The organism is Zobellia nedashkovskayae (assembly GCF_015330125.1).
GTDB classification, from domain to species: Bacteria; Bacteroidota; Bacteroidia; order Flavobacteriales; family Flavobacteriaceae; genus Zobellia; species Zobellia nedashkovskayae.
Genome location: NZ_JADDXR010000002.1, coordinates 1,522,247 through 1,539,945, shown reverse-complemented (window position 1 = coordinate 1,539,945; position 17,699 = coordinate 1,522,247). Strand labels below are relative to the sequence as shown.

Annotated in this window: 20 protein-coding genes; 11 read left to right on the top strand and 9 right to left on the bottom strand. The window is 36.8% G+C overall.

The annotated features are described in order from the left end of the window. The first annotated feature begins 40 nt into the window (after positions 1 to 40). Positions 41 to 649, top strand: a complete 609-nt coding sequence (locus IWB64_RS06590; RefSeq protein ID WP_194533248.1) for a superoxide dismutase — start codon at positions 41 to 43, stop codon at positions 647 to 649. 1,216 nt (positions 650 to 1,865) lie between these two features. Here the strand turns inward: IWB64_RS06590 and IWB64_RS06585 are convergent. The 4 genes from IWB64_RS06585 to purN all read right to left on the bottom strand — a co-directional run bounded on the left by IWB64_RS06585 (position 1,866) and on the right by purN (position 6,128). Then, the gene (locus tag IWB64_RS06585; RefSeq protein WP_194533247.1) at positions 1,866 to 3,764 is read right to left on the bottom strand and encodes an amidophosphoribosyltransferase; all 1,899 of its coding nucleotides are present in this window, start codon (positions 3,762 to 3,764) and stop codon (positions 1,866 to 1,868) included. A gap of 45 nt (positions 3,765 to 3,809) precedes the next feature. After that, entirely contained in the window at positions 3,810 to 4,736 is a 927-nt protein-coding gene (locus IWB64_RS06580; RefSeq protein WP_194533246.1) for a PfkB family carbohydrate kinase, read from the bottom strand. A gap of 187 nt (positions 4,737 to 4,923) precedes the next feature. Beyond that, positions 4,924 to 5,559, bottom strand: a complete 636-nt coding sequence (locus IWB64_RS06575) for a ribonuclease H1 domain-containing protein (protein WP_194533245.1) — start codon at positions 5,557 to 5,559, stop codon at positions 4,924 to 4,926. Beyond that, the gene (gene purN / locus IWB64_RS06570; protein ID WP_194533244.1) at positions 5,559 to 6,128 is read right to left on the bottom strand and encodes a phosphoribosylglycinamide formyltransferase; all 570 of its coding nucleotides are present in this window, start codon (positions 6,126 to 6,128) and stop codon (positions 5,559 to 5,561) included. The genes IWB64_RS06575 and purN overlap by 1 nt, the downstream gene beginning before the upstream one ends. Before the next feature lie 159 nt (positions 6,129 to 6,287). Here purN and IWB64_RS06565 point away from each other — a divergent pair, with 159 nt between their 5' ends. The 5 genes from IWB64_RS06565 to pyk all read left to right on the top strand — a co-directional run bounded on the left by IWB64_RS06565 (position 6,288) and on the right by pyk (position 10,639). Continuing rightward, positions 6,288 to 6,521 (top strand): acyl carrier protein, encoded by a 234-nt coding sequence (locus tag IWB64_RS06565; protein WP_008269813.1) that lies wholly within the window; start codon positions 6,288 to 6,290, stop codon positions 6,519 to 6,521. A gap of 114 nt (positions 6,522 to 6,635) precedes the next feature. Continuing rightward, the gene (gene fabF / locus IWB64_RS06560) at positions 6,636 to 7,889 is read left to right on the top strand and encodes a beta-ketoacyl-ACP synthase II (RefSeq protein ID WP_194533243.1); all 1,254 of its coding nucleotides are present in this window, start codon (positions 6,636 to 6,638) and stop codon (positions 7,887 to 7,889) included. Positions 7,890 to 7,895: 6 nt separating this feature from the next. Continuing rightward, positions 7,896 to 8,633 (top strand): ribonuclease III, encoded by a 738-nt coding sequence (gene rnc, locus IWB64_RS06555; protein ID WP_194533242.1) that lies wholly within the window; start codon positions 7,896 to 7,898, stop codon positions 8,631 to 8,633. Positions 8,634 to 8,743: 110 nt separating this feature from the next. Then, positions 8,744 to 9,208: an IPExxxVDY family protein gene (locus IWB64_RS06550; RefSeq protein WP_155595412.1), complete on the top strand. Its 465-nt coding sequence runs from the start codon at positions 8,744 to 8,746 to the stop codon at positions 9,206 to 9,208. Positions 9,209 to 9,211: 3 nt separating this feature from the next. Continuing rightward, positions 9,212 to 10,639 (top strand): pyruvate kinase, encoded by a 1,428-nt coding sequence (pyk, locus tag IWB64_RS06545; RefSeq protein ID WP_194533241.1) that lies wholly within the window; start codon positions 9,212 to 9,214, stop codon positions 10,637 to 10,639. 42 nt (positions 10,640 to 10,681) lie between these two features. On the opposite strand, the gene IWB64_RS06540 is transcribed toward pyk, so the two are convergent. Then, positions 10,682 to 11,191, bottom strand: coding sequence for a PAS domain-containing protein (locus IWB64_RS06540; RefSeq protein WP_194533240.1), 510 nt, complete (start codon positions 11,189 to 11,191; stop codon positions 10,682 to 10,684). A 180-nt stretch (positions 11,192 to 11,371) separates the two neighbouring features. Here IWB64_RS06540 and IWB64_RS06535 point away from each other — a divergent pair, with 180 nt between their 5' ends. The 4 genes from IWB64_RS06535 (at position 11,372) to IWB64_RS06520 (ending at position 13,580) form a co-directional block, all read left to right on the top strand. Beyond that, the gene (locus IWB64_RS06535) at positions 11,372 to 12,217 is read left to right on the top strand and encodes a helix-turn-helix domain-containing protein (protein WP_194533239.1); all 846 of its coding nucleotides are present in this window, start codon (positions 11,372 to 11,374) and stop codon (positions 12,215 to 12,217) included. A 94-nt stretch (positions 12,218 to 12,311) separates the two neighbouring features. Beyond that, positions 12,312 to 12,464, top strand: coding sequence for a hypothetical protein (locus IWB64_RS06530; protein WP_194533238.1), 153 nt, complete (start codon positions 12,312 to 12,314; stop codon positions 12,462 to 12,464). A 69-nt stretch (positions 12,465 to 12,533) separates the two neighbouring features. After that, on the top strand, positions 12,534 to 13,082 hold the full coding sequence (locus IWB64_RS06525) for a carboxymuconolactone decarboxylase family protein (protein WP_194533237.1): 549 nt from the start codon (positions 12,534 to 12,536) through the stop codon (positions 13,080 to 13,082). A 108-nt stretch (positions 13,083 to 13,190) separates the two neighbouring features. Further along, positions 13,191 to 13,580, top strand: coding sequence for a cupredoxin domain-containing protein (locus IWB64_RS06520; protein WP_194533236.1), 390 nt, complete (start codon positions 13,191 to 13,193; stop codon positions 13,578 to 13,580). Positions 13,581 to 13,669: 89 nt separating this feature from the next. Here IWB64_RS06520 and IWB64_RS06515 read toward each other — a convergent pair whose 3' ends face one another. Next, positions 13,670 to 13,828: a hypothetical protein gene (locus IWB64_RS06515; RefSeq protein ID WP_194533235.1), complete on the bottom strand. Its 159-nt coding sequence runs from the start codon at positions 13,826 to 13,828 to the stop codon at positions 13,670 to 13,672. 203 nt (positions 13,829 to 14,031) lie between these two features. Between IWB64_RS06515 and IWB64_RS06510 the strand changes: the two genes are divergently transcribed. Next, a complete protein-coding gene (locus tag IWB64_RS06510; RefSeq protein ID WP_194533234.1) occupies positions 14,032 to 14,490 on the top strand; it encodes a COG2426 family protein in 459 nt (152 codons plus the stop codon). Positions 14,491 to 14,505: 15 nt separating this feature from the next. Here the strand turns inward: IWB64_RS06510 and IWB64_RS06505 are convergent, their stop codons facing one another. From IWB64_RS06505 to accC, 3 genes are all read right to left on the bottom strand, one after another. Next, positions 14,506 to 14,955 (bottom strand): 3-oxoacyl-ACP synthase, encoded by a 450-nt coding sequence (locus IWB64_RS06505; protein ID WP_194533233.1) that lies wholly within the window; start codon positions 14,953 to 14,955, stop codon positions 14,506 to 14,508. A gap of 169 nt (positions 14,956 to 15,124) precedes the next feature. After that, entirely contained in the window at positions 15,125 to 16,246 is a 1,122-nt protein-coding gene (locus IWB64_RS06500; protein ID WP_194533232.1) for an NAD(P)/FAD-dependent oxidoreductase, read from the bottom strand. A gap of 43 nt (positions 16,247 to 16,289) precedes the next feature. Further along, positions 16,290 to 17,642, bottom strand: coding sequence for an acetyl-CoA carboxylase biotin carboxylase subunit (gene accC / locus IWB64_RS06495; RefSeq protein WP_194533231.1), 1,353 nt, complete (start codon positions 17,640 to 17,642; stop codon positions 16,290 to 16,292). Positions 17,643 to 17,699: the final 57 nt, after the last annotated feature.

Genomic DNA, 17,699 nt, shown 5'->3' with positions numbered 1-17,699 from the left:
ATTTGGCTTCACTAAATTTTGAACTAAAAACATATATAACATGGCTTTTGAACTACCAAAATTACCATATGCATACGATGCATTGGAACCACATATTGATGCTAGAACAATGGAGATTCACCATACAAAACACCATAATGGTTACACGACCAAATTAAATGGTGCTATTGCAGGTACTCCACTAGAAGGGAAATCAATAGAAGATATATTAGAGAACTTAGACATGTCTAATGCGGCAGTTAGAAACAACGGTGGCGGTTTTTACAATCACTCTCTTTTCTGGGAAATTATGTCTCCTAATGGCGGCGGAAACCCATCTGGCGAACTTGCTTCTGCCATAGACAGCGCTTTTGGTTCTTTTGAAGGCTTTAAAGAAAAATTTAGCGGTGCCGCAGGTACTCGTTTTGGTTCTGGCTGGGCTTGGCTTTGTGTACACAAAGGAGGTAAATTAGAAATATGTTCTACGCCTAACCAAGATAACCCATTAATGCCGGAAACCGGTTGTAGTGGTTTTCCTATTTTAGGTATTGATGTTTGGGAACATGCATACTACCTAAACTATCAAAATAAGAGACCAGATTACATCAATGCTTTTTTCAATGTTATCAATTGGGATAAAGTAGCTGAATTATACGCTGCCAACAAATAAGAGCAGAGTAAGCATTTTCTTGAGATAAAGAAGAATTAAAAAAACCCATCCTGATTTGCTTCAGGATGGGTTTTTTTGTCTTTTAAAAATAGAAAAGGGCGGAGTAAACTCCACCCTTTTCGTCCCAAATCTTACCATAAACTTAACCTACTTATGCTATGGCGATACTAAAATACTGGTATTGTGGGAAATAAAAAAGAAATATTTAGGGTTTTTTTTTAAGCGAATTGTTGATAAGAAAATCTGAACATGCCTTAAGGCCGCATGTTTGCGAGGATTTTGTCAATAAAAAAGGCGGAGCATAGCTCCACCTTTTTCCCCAAATCTTACCATGAACTTAACCTACTTATGCTATGGTCCTACAAAAGTACTACTACAAAAGCCTTTAAAAAAAGGTTTTGGACAAACGATCAAAACTCTAGGTGAAATACATTTATGTCCAAAATCACTCATTTTTTTGAATTAAAAATGAAAGTTGAAAAAGTAATATATATAGTGTGAAGAAATCTTGAATGTGGAAAGTATAGAAAATAAAAAAGGCGGAGTATAAACTCCGCCTTTTCCCCAAATCTTACCATGAACTTAACCTACTTATGCTATGGTCCTCCAAAAGTACTGCTACAAAAGTCTTTAAAAAAAGGTTTTGGACAAACGATCAAAACTCTAGGTGAAATACATTTATGACTAAAATAAAACCCTTTTTAAATTGAAAAATGAAAGTTGAAAAAAGAGGAATATAGAGTGTGGAGAAATCTTGATTGTGGAAAGTATAGAAAATAAAAAGGCGGAGTATAAACTCCGCCTTTTTCCCCAAATCTTACCATGAACTTAACCTACTTATGCTATGGTTCTCCAAAGATATAGTGGCATTGATCTTTATGAAAACATCTTTGCCAAACTGTACGAAAATCGGTTAAAGGGTTCATGAATGAACGACGAGAGACCAACACGGTGAAAAAACAAATAAATAAAGAGGAATCTAGATTTTTTGGAGGGGTCGTAAAGAAAAAGAGAAAACAACTTTACAAAATAGTGGAAAATAAAAAGGTGGAGAAATCTCCACCTTTTTGCCCCAAATCTTACCATGAACTTAACCTACTTATGCTATGGCAAGACCAAATGTAATCTGACCTCCGCCCAAGCGGCTAAAAAAACGCCAAATAGCCAATATTATCGATGAAATACCTTTATTAGTGTATTTCATCGATAATGTTAATTAGTACGCACGTTCGCTCTTGCCTTCATAAAAATTAATAAAGGCCCTATTCACTACTCGGTTACCACCCGGGGTTGGATAGTGTCCGGTAAAATACCAATCTCCTAAATTATCTGGACAAGCTTCGTGAAGTGCTTCTACGGTTTGGTAGATAATCTCAACTTCTGCATTAATATCTTCTGGACTTAAAAGCTCCCCTATTTTTGCCGATATTTCTTCTGCAGTAAACGGTGCATAGAATTCCCTAACGTAATTAATAACATCTGTATCCTTATTATTAACCTGTTTTAGACACTTATCATAAATGTCATCTACTATATTCATAGTGAGTCGCTCTTCATGTAAAGCTAAAGCCGCTTTAAAAGCAATAAAATCTTCCAACTTAGCCATGTCGATACCGTAACAATCTGGATATCTAATCTGTGGAGCAGATGATACGACGATTATTTTTTTCGGAGACAATCGGTCTAAAATCCGAAGTATACTTTTCTTTAAAGTCGTTCCCCTAACAATACTATCATCTATAATAACCAGATTATCACCTTTCTTTACTGAACCGTAAGAAATGTCATATACATGTGCAACAAGATCATCCCTGCTACTATCTTGTGTAATGAATGTACGCAGCTTCGCATCTTTAATAGCTACTTTTTCTATTCGCGGACGAACTTCTAAAATTTCGTGAAGCTCCTCACTTGTAATTTTTGAACCTATAGCAAGTATTTGTTCTTCCTTTCTTTTATTCATATAATTCTGCGCTTCCCTTACCATTCCAAAGAAGGAGGTTTCAGCAGTATTAGGAATGTACGAAAAGACAGAATTCTTAATATCGTGATCAATAGACTTCAATATTTGCGGAAAGAGAAGTCTTCCTAATTTTTTTCGTTCTTCGTAGATTTCCTTATCACTTCCCCTAGAAAAATAGATACGTTCAAATGAACATGCCTTACGCTCCACAGGCTCTAAGATTTCGGTAACAGCAGAAGATCCATCCTTTTTAATAATAATGGCATGACCTGGATCAAGTTCCTTAACTTCTTCAAAAGGTACATTAAATACAGTTTGTATAGCAGGACGTTCAGAGGCTACAACTACCACCTCATCATCTTGGTAATAATAGGCTGGTCTAATACCAGCGGGATCTCTAAGAACAAAAGCATCGCCGTGACCTAAAAGGCCGGCCATGGCATAACCACCATCCCAATTTTTAGCAGCTCTTCTTAATATTTTATGAAGTTTAAGACGCTCTGCAATAATAGGCGAAGCTTCTTGTTTTGTATATCCTTCTTTTTTGATTTGCTTATACAGCTTAGCAACAGCATCATCCAAAAAATGACCTATTTTCTCCATCACCGTTACCGTATCGGCCATTTCCTTAGGGTGCTGTCCTATTTGAATCAAATTATCAAATAGCTCATGAACGTTGGTCATGTTAAAGTTACCCGCCACAATAATGTTACGGTGCATCCAATTGTTCTGTCTTAAAAATGGATGAACACTTTCAATACTGTTCTTTCCAAAAGTACCATAACGCACATGCCCTAAAAGTACCTCTCCTATATAAGGAATGTTCCTTTTCTGTGCAGCAACATCATCAACATACTCTGGGTGCTCCTGAAGTGTTGTGTTTATACGATCATTAATCTGCGCAAAGATGTCCTGTATAGGTTGTTGGGCAATTGACCGTACTCTACTCATGTACCGTTCGCCTGGAGCAACATCTAATTTAATACTAGCAAAACCTGCACCATCTTGACCACGATTGTGCTGCTTTTCCATCATTAGGTACATTTTATTAACCCCGTAAAAGGCAGTACCGTATTTCTTTTTGTAATACTCTAACGGTTTAAGTAACCGTATTACCGAAATACCACATTCATGTTTGATCGCGTCACTCATAGTAAATCTATGTATTAAAAAAGCCCCTAATATAGGGGCGTGTCATTATTTTAATTCTATATCAAACTGGGTCAAGGCCTTAAACTGATGCAGCCTTTTATTGACCTCTTCCTTTTTTAAGCCCTCCATACGTTCAGTTCCAAATTGTTCCACAGAGAACGATGCTAAATTTGAACCGTGTATGACGGCATTCTTCATATTATTAAACGAAATATTCCCGGTAGCAGCTAAATATCCTGTAAACCCTCCTGCAAATGTGTCTCCAGCACCAGTTGGATCAAAAACTTCTTCTAAAGGTAAAGCGGGTGCAAAGAAAATTTCCTCTTCATGAAACAAAAGCGCCCCGTGCTCTCCTTTTTTGATTACCAAATATTTAGGACCCATTTTCTGAATAGCTTTGGCCGCCTTTACCAAAGAGTACTCATTGGTTAATTGTCTAGCCTCTTCATCATTTATGGTAAGAACATCTATATGTTTTATAACCTCCATTAACTCAGGCAAAGCATTGTCCATCCAAAAATTCATAGTATCTAATACTATTAGTTTTGGTTGTTTTTTCATCTGATTAATAACACTTAACTGAGTGCTTGGGTGAAGATTACCTAACATTACCACATCTGCATCCTTAAAATCTTCCGATACTACAGGATTAAAGTCCGCTAATGTATTTAGTTCTGTTACTAACGTATCCCTAGAGTTAAGATCGTTATGATACTTTCCTTTCCAATAAAAAGTTTTTCCACCTTTTACAACCTCCAAGGAACTGAGGTCAATATTCTTGTTCTTTAAAACATCTATATAGCTCTGCGGAAAATCTTCGCCTACAACAGAAACAATTCCAGATTCTACGTTATATTGAGAGGCCGCCAAACCAATAAAGGTAGCTGCACCGCCCAAAATCTTATCGGTTTTGCCGAAAGGAGTTTCAATTTCGTCAAAGGCAACAGTGCCTACGATTAGAAGTTTACCCATGTAATTTTAAGTTTAAGCTGCAAATATACGCTTTTGTAATGCTATTTCATGCAAATATACCCTTACAAAAAAAGCCTAGGAGTATTACCTTTTTAGATTTTACACCCTTATACAAAACAGTTATTTATCCTCTAAAAAAATCGTAAAATATATTTTATATTAAAAAATGCTGTGGGTCTGTTTACGACTACTTTCGTCCGAAATCTGCTGGTATTTCACCCCATACTTTTGTTTCCCATTTTACCACTGGAGTACTATATGAATTGTTCTTAAGCCAATCTAAAGCCCTACGGATCAAATCAAAAACTTCTTTGTTCTTTGGAGTCTCCGGTAATTTGGTGTTACAGGTTTTCTTGCGCACCCAACTCATGGCGGTACGGGAATCCGTATAGATTATCCTATCACTTTTATTGTTCTTTAAAAAAGCAAGGCCGTGTACGATAGCCAAAAACTCGCCTATATTATTAGTACCCTGTGCAAAAGGTCCTTGTCTAAAAAGTTTCTTTCCCGTTTTGGTATCTACGCCTTGGTATTCCATAATTCCAGGGTTACCACTAGAGGCAGCATCTACCGAGATAGAATGGTAATTGGGTGTTCCAAACCGTTGTAGTTGCTCTGGCGTTATAGCTGGCTTGCCTTTTTTCTTTACTGTAAAGTCCGCATAATTTCCATTGAAAGCTTTTTTTGCTTTATCAAAAGTTTCGAAGGATTTGTATTGAGCTCCTTTAAAACCGCTAATTGCTGCTTTACAATCTGACCAAGAATCATAAATTCCGGGTTTTTTACCCTTCCATACCGTATAGAATTTCCCTTTTTTCGCCATTATTCCACCTCTAATATTTGGGCTATTACCTTAGGAAAATATTCGTATTCAAGTTGATGAACTTTATGTGCGATAGTTTCTGGAGTATCATCTGCAGAAACGGACGTTTTTACCTGCCGAATTATCGCTCCCTCGTCATAATTTTCGTTTACATAGTGAATAGTAATGCCAGTTTCGGTCTCATTATTGGCTCGTACGGCTTTATGTACATTATCCCCGTACATTCCCTTACCTCCGTATTTTGGCAAAAGTGCCGGGTGTATATTTACAATTTTATTTGGGAAATTAGCTATCAGATTTTCAGGCACTTTCCAGAGAAAACCCGCCAATACAATTAAGTCCGGTTTAAAGGTTTTTAGAATATCCAGCACACAATCGGTTTCATAAAAAGAGTTTCTGTTGAAATATAAACCATTAATATTTAGACGATTACACCTGTCCAAAACTTTTGCCTGCGTTTTATTAGTTAACACTGCAGAAATGTTGACTTCAGAATTTTCTTGAAAATATTCAACAATATTTTCAACGTTAGAACCTGAACCGGAAGCAAATAATACAATATTTTTCATGTGCCCTTTGACGTTACTGGTAGCAAAATATTTCGGTCAAAAATACCGCTCTTATCCTGAAATTTTATAAATTACAAGACATTTTAACGACAAATAGTGGTTTTAGTCCAAAGTTTTTTATTTTTGCAACCAATTTAATTTTTTAAAAACAATATTATTATGTCAGACATTGCATCAAGAGTAAAAGCTATCATCGTTGATAAATTAGGTGTGGATGAGAACGAAGTAGTAACGGAAGCTAGCTTTACTAACGACTTAGGCGCAGATTCATTAGATACCGTGGAATTAATCATGGAATTCGAAAAAGAATTTGACATCCAGATTCCAGACGATCAAGCTGAGAACATCGCAACAGTTGGCCAAGCCATTAGCTATATAGAAGAAGCGAAGTAATCTTTATGATTTCTTGAACAAGATTCAAAATTATCCATGTGGTAACTATTATCGCATGGATAATTTTTTTAATTTACGCTTGACTTATACTAAGTAAATCAAAAATTAGGTTCAATGCAATTAAAGCGAGTTGTAGTTACCGGGTTGGGTGCGTTGACGCCCATCGGGAATAATATTGATGAATATTGGGAAGGTCTTAAAAACGGAAAGAGCGGTTCTGCTCCCGTGACCTATTACGATACTGAAAAATTTAAGGTAAAATTTGCTTGCGAGCTGAAAAATTTTGACCCTCTTGAGCATTTTGATCGCAAAGAGGCAAGAAAACTAGATAAATTTGCGCAATATGCCTTGGTCTCTTCTGATGAGGCTATACTAGATTCTGGGCTTAACCTAGATGTAGTAGACAAATTTCGTGTTGGAGTTATTTGGGGTGCCGGTATTGGCGGTCTAGAAACTTTCCAAAACGAAGTAATGAACTTCGCCGAAGGCGATGGTACACCAAGATTCAACCCATTTTTTATACCTAAAATGATAGCAGATATTGCTCCTGGGCATATTTCTATTAAACATGGTTTTATGGGGCCAAACTATACGACTGTTTCAGCCTGTGCCTCTTCTGCGAATGCGATGATAGATGCCTTAAACTATATTCGTTTAGGTCATTGTGATGTAGTAGTTACGGGAGGTAGCGAAGCTGCAGTCACCATAGCTGGTATGGGCGGTTTTGGAGCTATGCACGCTCTATCTACCAGAAATGATAGTTATGAAACAGCATCCAGACCATTTGATGCTACCCGAGACGGATTCGTTCTTGGTGAAGGAGCTGGTGCTTTAATTTTAGAAGAATACGAACACGCCAAAGCGCGTGGCGCAAAAATATATGCCGAGGTTGCCGGTGGCGGCCTTTCGAGCGATGCATACCATATGACTGCTCCGCATCCTGACGGAATAGGAGTGGTACAAGTAATGAAAAACTGCCTAAGGGATGCCGGTCTAAAACCGGAAGATGTAGACGCCATAAATACCCATGGTACTTCTACACCCCTTGGAGATGTGGCAGAACTAAAGGCTATTAGTGAAGTCTTTGGCGATCATGCCCCTAACATCAATATCAACTCTACAAAATCGATGACCGGTCACCTATTGGGTGCTGCCGGAGCTATTGAAGCTATTGCATCAATTTTAGCTATGCAACATAGTTTGGTTCCACCAACTATAAACCATACTACTGTAGATGAAAATATAGATCCTAAACTAAACCTGACCCTAAACAAGGCTCAAAAACGTGACGTAAATGTCGCTTTAAGCAATACTTTCGGTTTTGGTGGTCATAATGCCTGCGTTATTTTCAAAAAATTTAGCGAGTAATACATTATGGGTTTTCCTTCCAATATATTCAATTCCCATCCTAAAGAGGATGGGGATTTTTTTGGAGGAATCTCTTCTATTTTGGGTTTTAAACCCAAGAATCTAGCCATATACAAAAAAGCCTTTGTACACCGTTCAGCTAATGAAAAGGACAAAGAAGGGAATCCTCTAAACTATGAGCGTCTTGAGTTTTTAGGCGACTCCATGTTGGGCACTATAATTTCCAAACATTTATACGACGAAGTTCCTGAAGGAGATGAAGGCTACCTTACTAAGATGCGTTCAAAAATAGTAAGCCGGAAACATCTTAACGAACTCGGTAAAGATTTGGGTCTTATTGATCATGTCAAAAGCCGTATTCCAAAATCTCACTTTGGAGAAAACATACACGGTAATGTTTTTGAAGCACTGGTTGGTGCAATTTATCTAGATCGAGGCTATAAGTATTGCGAAAAATTTATCAGCCAAAAGGTAATAGAGCCTTATGTAGATATTGAGCAATTAGAAGGAAAAGTCATAAGCTACAAGAGCCTTGTTATAGAATGGTGCCAAAAGCAGAAAAAAACGTTCGATTATGACGTTTATGATGATACCGGTAATGACAGCCTAAAACACTTTGCGGTAAAACTCAGTATTGCAGACACGGTTGTAGCAAAAGCTAGAGCTACCTCTAAAAAAAAGGCAGAAGAAAGAGCATCAAAAAGAGCATATTATGCGTTGCAAGACAAGATGGATAAGTCTTGAATCGTAGTTTTATGTAACCAAAATGTTATAGTTTGTTCAAAATTAGCATTAGCGCTGCCTAATCTAGGCGTTGTACGGTATTAATATTATCTTTACCACTTTGTGCCCATATGGTAGCAGTACATAAAATTACGAACGACTTTTACGAAGACTCATTCGATTTAGTTGCATTGCATAGTAGCCTTGAAGATTATTCCATAGCCTATGCTCTTAATCTTCATTTAAAATCGAGCTTTAAGAGGTCTAATGAAGATCTTGACCTTTCCGGTCATATTACAGTTCCAATTTTTGAATGGAAAGATGATATCAACGATAGGTATTGGACGTTGTTTACCAATAACGGTTTGGTAGAAGACACAGCAAACCAAAAAGGGTTATTTAAGGATGAACCGTCATTCACAGCGTTCCACATGGTACCCGAACACCGAGATGTAGACTATTTTTTAAAAATAGAACAAGATGGGTTCATTAATATGGAAAACCTTGTAAGAACACTGCAAAATATACCCAACATTATAACGGCTTACGCAATAGAAACTGACAAACTCAAATCTAAGAACAATTTAATTTTTTGATCAATGCCAATTAACAAAAAGACAAAAATTGTAGCTACCCTAGGGCCAGCTACAAGTAAAAAAGAAGTACTAAGGGATATGATGGAAGCTGGTGTGGACGTTTTTCGCATCAACTTTTCACATGCCGATTATGAAGACGTTACCGAACGCGTAAAAATGATTCGTGAGCTAAACGAAGAAACTGGTCGCAACACCTCTATTCTTGGAGATTTACAAGGACCTAAGTTAAGGGTAGGTGTTATGGCAAGCGAAGTTGTAGTTGCTCCTGGTGATGAAATTACGTTTGTAACCGGTGAGCCTTTTGAAGGTACCGCCGAAAGGGTATATATGAACTATGCCGCCTTTCCTCAAGATGTTAAGCCTGGTGAGCGCATCTTACTTGATGATGGAAAGCTAATGTTTGAAGTTGTTACTACAGATGGTAAATCTGAAGTAAAAACTAAAGTAATACAAGGTGGTCCGTTACGCTCTAAAAAAGGCGTTAATCTACCCAATACAAATATTTCTTTGCCTGCCTTGACAGAAAAAGATGTTAAAGATGCCATTTTTGCCATTTCACTTAAGGTGGATTGGATAGCACTTTCATTTGTCCGTTTTAGTCAAGATCTTATTGATCTACAAGCTATAATTAAGGAACATGCAGACGAAAAAATTCCGATTATCGCTAAAATTGAGAAGCCGGAAGCTGTTGAAAATATAGATAAGATTGTTGCGTATTGTGACGGATTAATGGTTGCCCGTGGCGATTTAGGTGTTGAAGTCCCAGCCCAGGAAGTTCCTTTAATTCAAAAACAATTAGTTCTTAGAGCTAAGAAAGCTCGTATACCAGTAATAATCGCTACCCAAATGATGGAAACGATGATTACTAGCCTTACACCAACACGTGCAGAGGTAAATGATGTTGCCAACTCTGTAATGGATGGTGCTGATGCCGTTATGTTATCTGGTGAAACATCTGTAGGAAACTATCCTGTTCAGGTTATTGAAAAAATGGCCAGTATTCTACAAAGTGTAGAAAATTCTGAACTTATTAAGGTTCCTCATGATCCACCACACATTCGCACAAAAAGATACATTACAAAATCTATTTGTTACCATGCTGCCATTATGGCCAATGAGATTAAAGCAAAAGCAATATCTACATTAACCAATAGTGGGTATACAGCATTTCAGATTTCTGCATGGAGACCAAGTGCACATATTTTAGTGTTCACTTCAAACAAACGTATACTTACACAATTAAACCTTTTATGGGGTGTTCGTGCTTTCTATTATGACAAATATGTTTCTACTGATGAGACCATAGATGACGTAAATGAAATGGCGTGCAAGAAAGGCCTTTTAGAAACGGGAGATATGCTAATTAGTTTAGCAGCAATGCCTATGAAAGACAAAGGAATGGTTAACACTTTACGTGTTACCGAGATATAAAAGAAGTAATTTATTGTAGATAGAACATGAGAGAAGTGGTTTTTAGGCTACTTCTCTTTCAAATGCAATATAGTTTACGAGCTGCCCACGGTTATTGAATATAGGCTCTGCCTTTATTTGGCAATTATAGGTGCTTCCGTCTTTTTTATAGTTTAAAATAACGGCCTCGAAAGGTGATTTACTTTCGATGGCCGTTTTTATTTTAGCCAAAGTTTCTTGGCTTGTTTCTTTGCCTTGAAATAATTTAGGGGTCTTTCCTATAATTTCTTCTGCCTTATATCCTGACATTGAGACCATATTACTGGTAGCATGTACAATGGTTAGTTTACTATTTGTAATAACAACCACTTCTCCTCTTTGTAAAGACAAACTATCTATTTTACGATAAGACCATCTGTTACTTTCAGCTATATTCTGTATAAAAATTGCATCTTTTCCGTTTTCACATAGCTCATGAAAGTTAAAACTATGAATATCCCATGAAGCCAGAGGCACAGGACTAATACTTATTTTACTATAAAACTTATCCGCTGCTGCATCGTACGCCTTCATTATGTTGGTAGTTAAGTTAACTAACTATGCTCATTTACTTCGCCAATAGTACAAAAAGCCTTTTTGTTTAACAAATACTTATAATTGTTTAACATATAAGTTTGATACTTATCATAATTTCACAGGTAAGGTTTTTATGTAAACGAGACTAATTTAGCCAAACAATCTAACCTATTCCAAATGAAATTTGAGTTCAATGATACCAAGCTAGGCTCTCATTTAGGGTTCACCAATGATATTAAAAAGTACCAGAGTCAATTTTCAGTAAGTTCAGGAAACATTTATATGTTATGGAACAGAAACCAACAACCCCTTGCTTTATATATTGATGGGATGGCAATAGAATTATTGCCAGACCAGTTGGTTACTACCACTTATTTGCAACATGTTTCATATGAAAAAACGGAGTTGCCATTAACTGCTTTTCATTTTAACAGAGAATTTTATTGCATTAATGATCATGATCACGAAGTTTCTTGTAACGGCATCCTATTTTTCGGAACCCAAGATCTTCCTATTATATCTATCCCCCAAGAACAAAAACGCAAGTTTGACACCCTTTATGAGGTATTTCAGGACGAGTTTTCCACTCCCGATGGCATTCAAGGAGATATGCTTCAAATGCTATTAAAACGATTAATTATCATTTGCACTCGTTTAGCCAAGGAACAACTCATTGTTAAAAAATTGGATAATGATCAAGTTGAAATCATCCGGAAATTTAATGTCCTTGTGGACACACACTATAAGACCAAAAGAAAAGTAAGCGATTATGCCAAGCTATTATTCAAAAGCCCAAAAACACTATCGAACCTTTTTTCTATTTACAACCAACAATCACCTCAGCAAATAATATTGACTCGCCTAGCTCTTGAAGCAAAGAGACTAATCAATTTTACAGATAAGCAAAATCAAGAAATTGCATATGACCTTGGTTTTAATGACCCAGCTCATTTTAGTCGGTTTTTTAAAAAAATGACAGGTGTTTCCCCCTCTCAATATAGAGAAACAGCCCCAATTTCCTAGTTACGGGAAATTTCTACAAGCGGTCGGGCAATCCCGCCTAACAAACAACTTCACTTACTTCTCATCTTTGCAGTGTAATTAAAAACAAAGCAAGATGAAACTAAAACATATATCACTTTTTAACCTTATTGAGATTTTCTCACGCCCTACTAGACAACTACAAACTGTAGATGTGCAAACACATTGTGAGCAAAAACATCACCATGATTTTTATTGTGATGCCGAACAATCTCACCAAAAATTTTAAAATAATAATAGTCATTGACCGAAGCGATAAAGCACCGCTCCAAGAGTATGACACAATATCATAAAGATTATGAGCAAATTTAATGTACCCACAAGAGAAGAAGTAAGCAAAACCAATCAAACAATTTTTGACAACTTAGAAAAAGGTGTTGGATTTGTACCCAATCTTTTTGCTACTTACGCTTATTCAGAAAATGCGTTAGCTAATTATTTGGCACTTAGTAATGCCAAAACATCTTTGAACGCTAAACAAAAAGAAGTTGTAAACCTAGCAGTAAGCCAAGTGAACGAATGTAGCTACTGTCTTGCAGCGCACACAGCCATTGGTAAAATGAATGGTTTTAGCGATTCGGAAATTCTTGAGCTTAGAGCTGGGAAAGCATCTTTTGATAACAAACTAAACGCCCTGGCCAGTTTTGCTAAAAACGTAACAGAAAACCGTGGTGCAGCAGATAGTTCAGTGGTTGAAAACTTTTTAAATGCAGGATGGACAAAAGAAAACCTAGTAGATACTATTGTATTAGTAGGTGATAAGACTATCTCTAACTATTTACACAAAACTACTGATGTACCTGTAGATTTTCCAGAAGCAGCCCCATTACAGGCAATTATAGCATAAAATACATCCTGTGCAATTTATAATTGCACAGGGTAACTAATCAAATTTTAAAATTCAATTCCTTTTAACAATCCGTCTTTTTAAAATAAAAGACAAAAACTAAAAATTATGAAAAATATAATAGCAGCAGTATTATTAGTATTTACGGTAGCATTTTCAGCAAATGCCCAAAACGAAATGAGCAAAAAAGATGTGAAAACAATTGCCTTAGAGCAGACTCCTGGTGAGTTTACTAAGAAGCAACTTACCGTTACTCCAGGTACTTATGTTTTTGAAATTGCGAACAAAGGTGTTGGTCATGATGTTGGTTTTGTTCTTGTAAAGAAAGGTGAAGATATTAGCAAGCCTGAAAACCACATTCAGACTGCCTATGTGACAGAAGTTGTTGCAACAGGTAAAACGCAATTATCTAAACCCACTGTATTGGAAGCTGGAGAGTATGTATATTTCTGTCCTATGAACCCAACTGCTACTGACAATACTATTCTTGTACAGTAATTGGCATACAGCCAAATTCTGAAAACTTTAGAGCATAAAAAAAGGGAACCTTTTCAGGTTCCCTTTTTACTATTTGTGTTGCAACAAACTTATTTGTTATCTTCCAATTTGATCACTTCAGTTCGTGCATCGTTGTTTTCCTCTTCTAGCTCATCGGCAATGTCTTCCAATTCAGATTTTACACTACATGAAAAGGCAGTCATTGATACAAAAGCAAGTAAAAATAATTTAGCGAATAAAGGTTTCATAGGTCAAAAGGTTTGGGTTATTAAATATATCTATAGTCTAAAACACAGATAGATAGGGAATATTGTACCACTCATCGAAAAGTTAAAAACTGTTAAAACAGGTTGTCTACTTTTGAACGGCACAATTTTTGAATTTATTTGTGAGTTAAAATGGTGCTTCAGACCCGTTGTATTAGTACTTTTGCCCGTTCAAAAAAATAGTTGTGATTATAGATTTTGTTATTGCCATATTATGGAGTATTTCTCCTTTCGGAGAAGCCAAGGTAGGCATACCTTATGGTCTGCTCAATGGCCTTAATATCTATTTGGTGTTTGTTTTTTGTTTTGCAGCTAACGTACTTGTCTTTCCTTTAATGATGTTCTTTCTTGAGAAGATAAATCGTTATTTCTTGAAATGGGATTTTTATAAAAAATCTGCCATATATGTTGCTCGAAAAGCAAAAGTAGGTTCGGGCGATAAAATAAAACGTTACGGATTTTGGGGTCTTATCTTTTTTGTGATGATTCCTTTTCCTGGCACAGGAGTATATGCAGGCAGCATAGCTTCCTATCTCTTCAAAATTGAAAAAACAAAGGCTTTTTGGGCCAACACTATTGGTATTTTCCTTTCTTCGGTAATTGTTTGGTCAGCTACTTTGGCCTCTATGAAAGGTATGGGCTAAAAGAACTCTTTCTTATTATTTTATTGCTATAATTTTTATCTCTTGACCGTTGAAGATTACGGTATCCCCTATTTGCTTCCCAAAAAGTATTTTAGCAATTGGGGTAGCGGCAGAAATACAATACATAGTTTTATCGTGTGCCTTATACTCACCTGCAGAAATTGCCAGAAAATAATCCGTTTTCGAAGTAACCACCCAACTACCCAGACCAACCACGGCAGTATTACTCTCCTTGGGTACTTTAGATAATACTTGTTTCATCTTTTCCGCTTCGGCCAATTGCTGACCTAATTTTTCACGCTCCAACTGTAACATAGCACGTCCCGTCTCATGTTTGTCTCCTGCGCTACTTTTAGTTTCTGAGGTCAAAGACGTTTGGATATCCGCTATGTTTTTTTGAATTCTGGCAATTCGTTCGGCAACGAAAGTGGCACAAAATTGATGTAATTGCTCTTTTTCTATCATATTCAATTAATACAAAACCTGTTTTATCTTTTCCAGTAAACCACTCGTCATTTCTTGTGTCTCATAAACTAATAGGAAACTAGACCTGGAACTACTTAAATTAAATGTAATAGTTCCGTAGACAAAACAAAAAAGCCATTTACTCAGTTCTAAGCATATTTCTTCTATTTCACAGCCTACTCGTTATATTTGCCAAATCTTTACCTATAGCGCTTCCTATGGCGATACCCATGCCTCCTAAGCGCACTCCGCAATACACATGGTTAGAGATTTGTTTAACAATAGGTTTCTTCTGCTGACCGACGCCCATTATGCCACTCCATCTCAAATCTATTTGATGAGGAGTGTTTGGTAGAATGACTTCTTTGAGTAATTTCTTTAAATTATCTTGAATTTGTTTAGAAGATCCAAACTGGCTAGTTTCCTCTCCTTTAAAGTCTAGGTTTCTTCCTCCTCCAAACAAAATACGATTGCCTACATTCCTAAAATAATAATACCCTTCATCAAAATGAAAAGTGCCTTTTATAGCTAAGTTTTGAATAGGTTCTGTAATCAACACTTGTGCTCTTGCCGGTTTGACTTCTTCATTTAGTAAACTAGCTGCGAACCCATTGGTGGCAATCAGTAATTTTTTGGTTTTGAATTCAAATAGATTGGTTTTGACATCCACTCCCGCTACACCTTCGGAAAAACTTTCAACTGTAATTGAATTCAATATTTTTATACCTGCCCGATGAACCAATTGCAATAACGAGTTCATCATTTTACCCGTGTCCAATTGTCCTTCAAAAACATTGGTGATGTACTTTTCTTTCACCTTATTAAAACCGAAGGTATTAGGCCCCAAATGAAATGCATCTGCACCATAAACCGGTCTTAAAAGCCTGTTGATTTCGACAAGCCTATTTTCGCATTTCTGAAAGAGTTCATCCGCTGAATTTAGAAATAATTCATGACCACCATGAACCTGAAAATCCATGGTATCATCACCCACGTTCTTACGAAGAAATTGAACGCCCTTCCAGCGCTGCTCCACCAACGCGACTACTTCTTTCTCTCTATGACACTCTAAGTCTGACAAAACCTCAGAAATACTACCAAAACAAGCAAAACCAGCATTTTTAGTACTTGCCCCTTGCGGTAGAAAGCCTTTTTCTAAAATCAGAATTTTAGCCTTAGGAAAACGCTTATAAAGCTGTAAAGCACAGTTAAGTCCTACGATACCACTACCAACGATAGTAAAATCGATATCTGACAACCAAGTCTTATATTCCCAATAGCTTAAATTCATTTTTATGCATAAAAAAACCCCAATGCATATTGGGGTTTTATTCTTAATCCGCTGGCTGAGGATCCATTTTAAAGTCATCCATAAATGCAGTGGTATAATTTCCTGCCAAATAATCTGGATGATCCATTAACTGCCTGTGAAACGGAATAGTTGTTTTGATACCTTCTATCACGAATTCATCTAATGCTCTTTTCATTTTATTGATAGCCTCTTCACGTGTCTGCGCAGTGGTTATCAATTTTGCTATCATAGAATCATAGTTAGGAGGAATACTGTAACCGCTGTATACGTGAGTATCCATACGAACACCGTGCCCACCTGGTATGTGCAAAGTCGTTATTTTACCTGGAGAAGGCCTAAAGTTATTATAAGGATCTTCCGCATTAATTCTGCACTCTATAGAATGTAGTTTTGGTAAATAATTTTTACCTGAAATAGGCACACCGGCAGCAACTAGAATTTGTTCACGAATTAAATCGTAATCAATTACTTGTTCTGTAATAGGGTGCTCTACTTGAATACGGGTGTTCATTTCCATGAAATAGAAATTTCGGTGTTTATCTACCAAAAATTCAATTGTACCCGCACCTTCGTACTTTATAAATTCTGCAGCTTTTACCGCTGCTATACCCATTGCATCACGAAGTTTATCTGTCATGAATGGTGATGGAGTTTCTTCCGTTAATTTTTGATGCCTACGTTGTATAGAACAATCTCTTTCTGAAAGGTGACAGGCTTTACCGTATTGATCTCCAACAATTTGAATTTCAATATGTCTTGGCTCTTCAATCAATTTCTCCATATACATGCCACCATTACCAAACGCAGCGGTAGCTTCTTGAACAGCACTTTCAAAGAGGTCTTGCATATCCTCTTCTTTAAAAACAGCACGCATACCTTTACCTCCACCACCTGCAGTTGCTTTGACCATAACGGGATAACCCATTTTCTTAGCAACCTTTATAGCATCGGCAACATCTTTTAACAAGCCATCGGAACCTGGAACCGTAGGTACGCCAGCCTCTTTCATCGTCTTCTTAGCAGAAGACTTATCTCCCATACGATCTATGTGTTCGCCAGAAGCCCCAATAAACTTAATATCGTGCTCCGCACAAATCTTAGAAAATTTAGAATTTTCTGAAAGAAATCCGTAGCCTGGGTGAATAGCGTCAGCATTCGTAATTTCTGCCGCTGCAATTATATTAGGTATTTTTAGGTACGACTCGCTACTTGCCGCCGGACCAATACAGACAGCTTCGTCAGCAAAACGAACATGCAAACTTTCCTCATCTGCTTTAGAATAGACCGCAACGGTTTTGATACCCATTTCCTTACAGGTCCGTATAACACGAAGCGCAATCTCTCCCCTATTTGCAATTAATATTTTCTTGAACATACTTTTTCAATTTAAATTCCAAAATCTAAGTACCAACAATTCATTCCCGACAGGGAA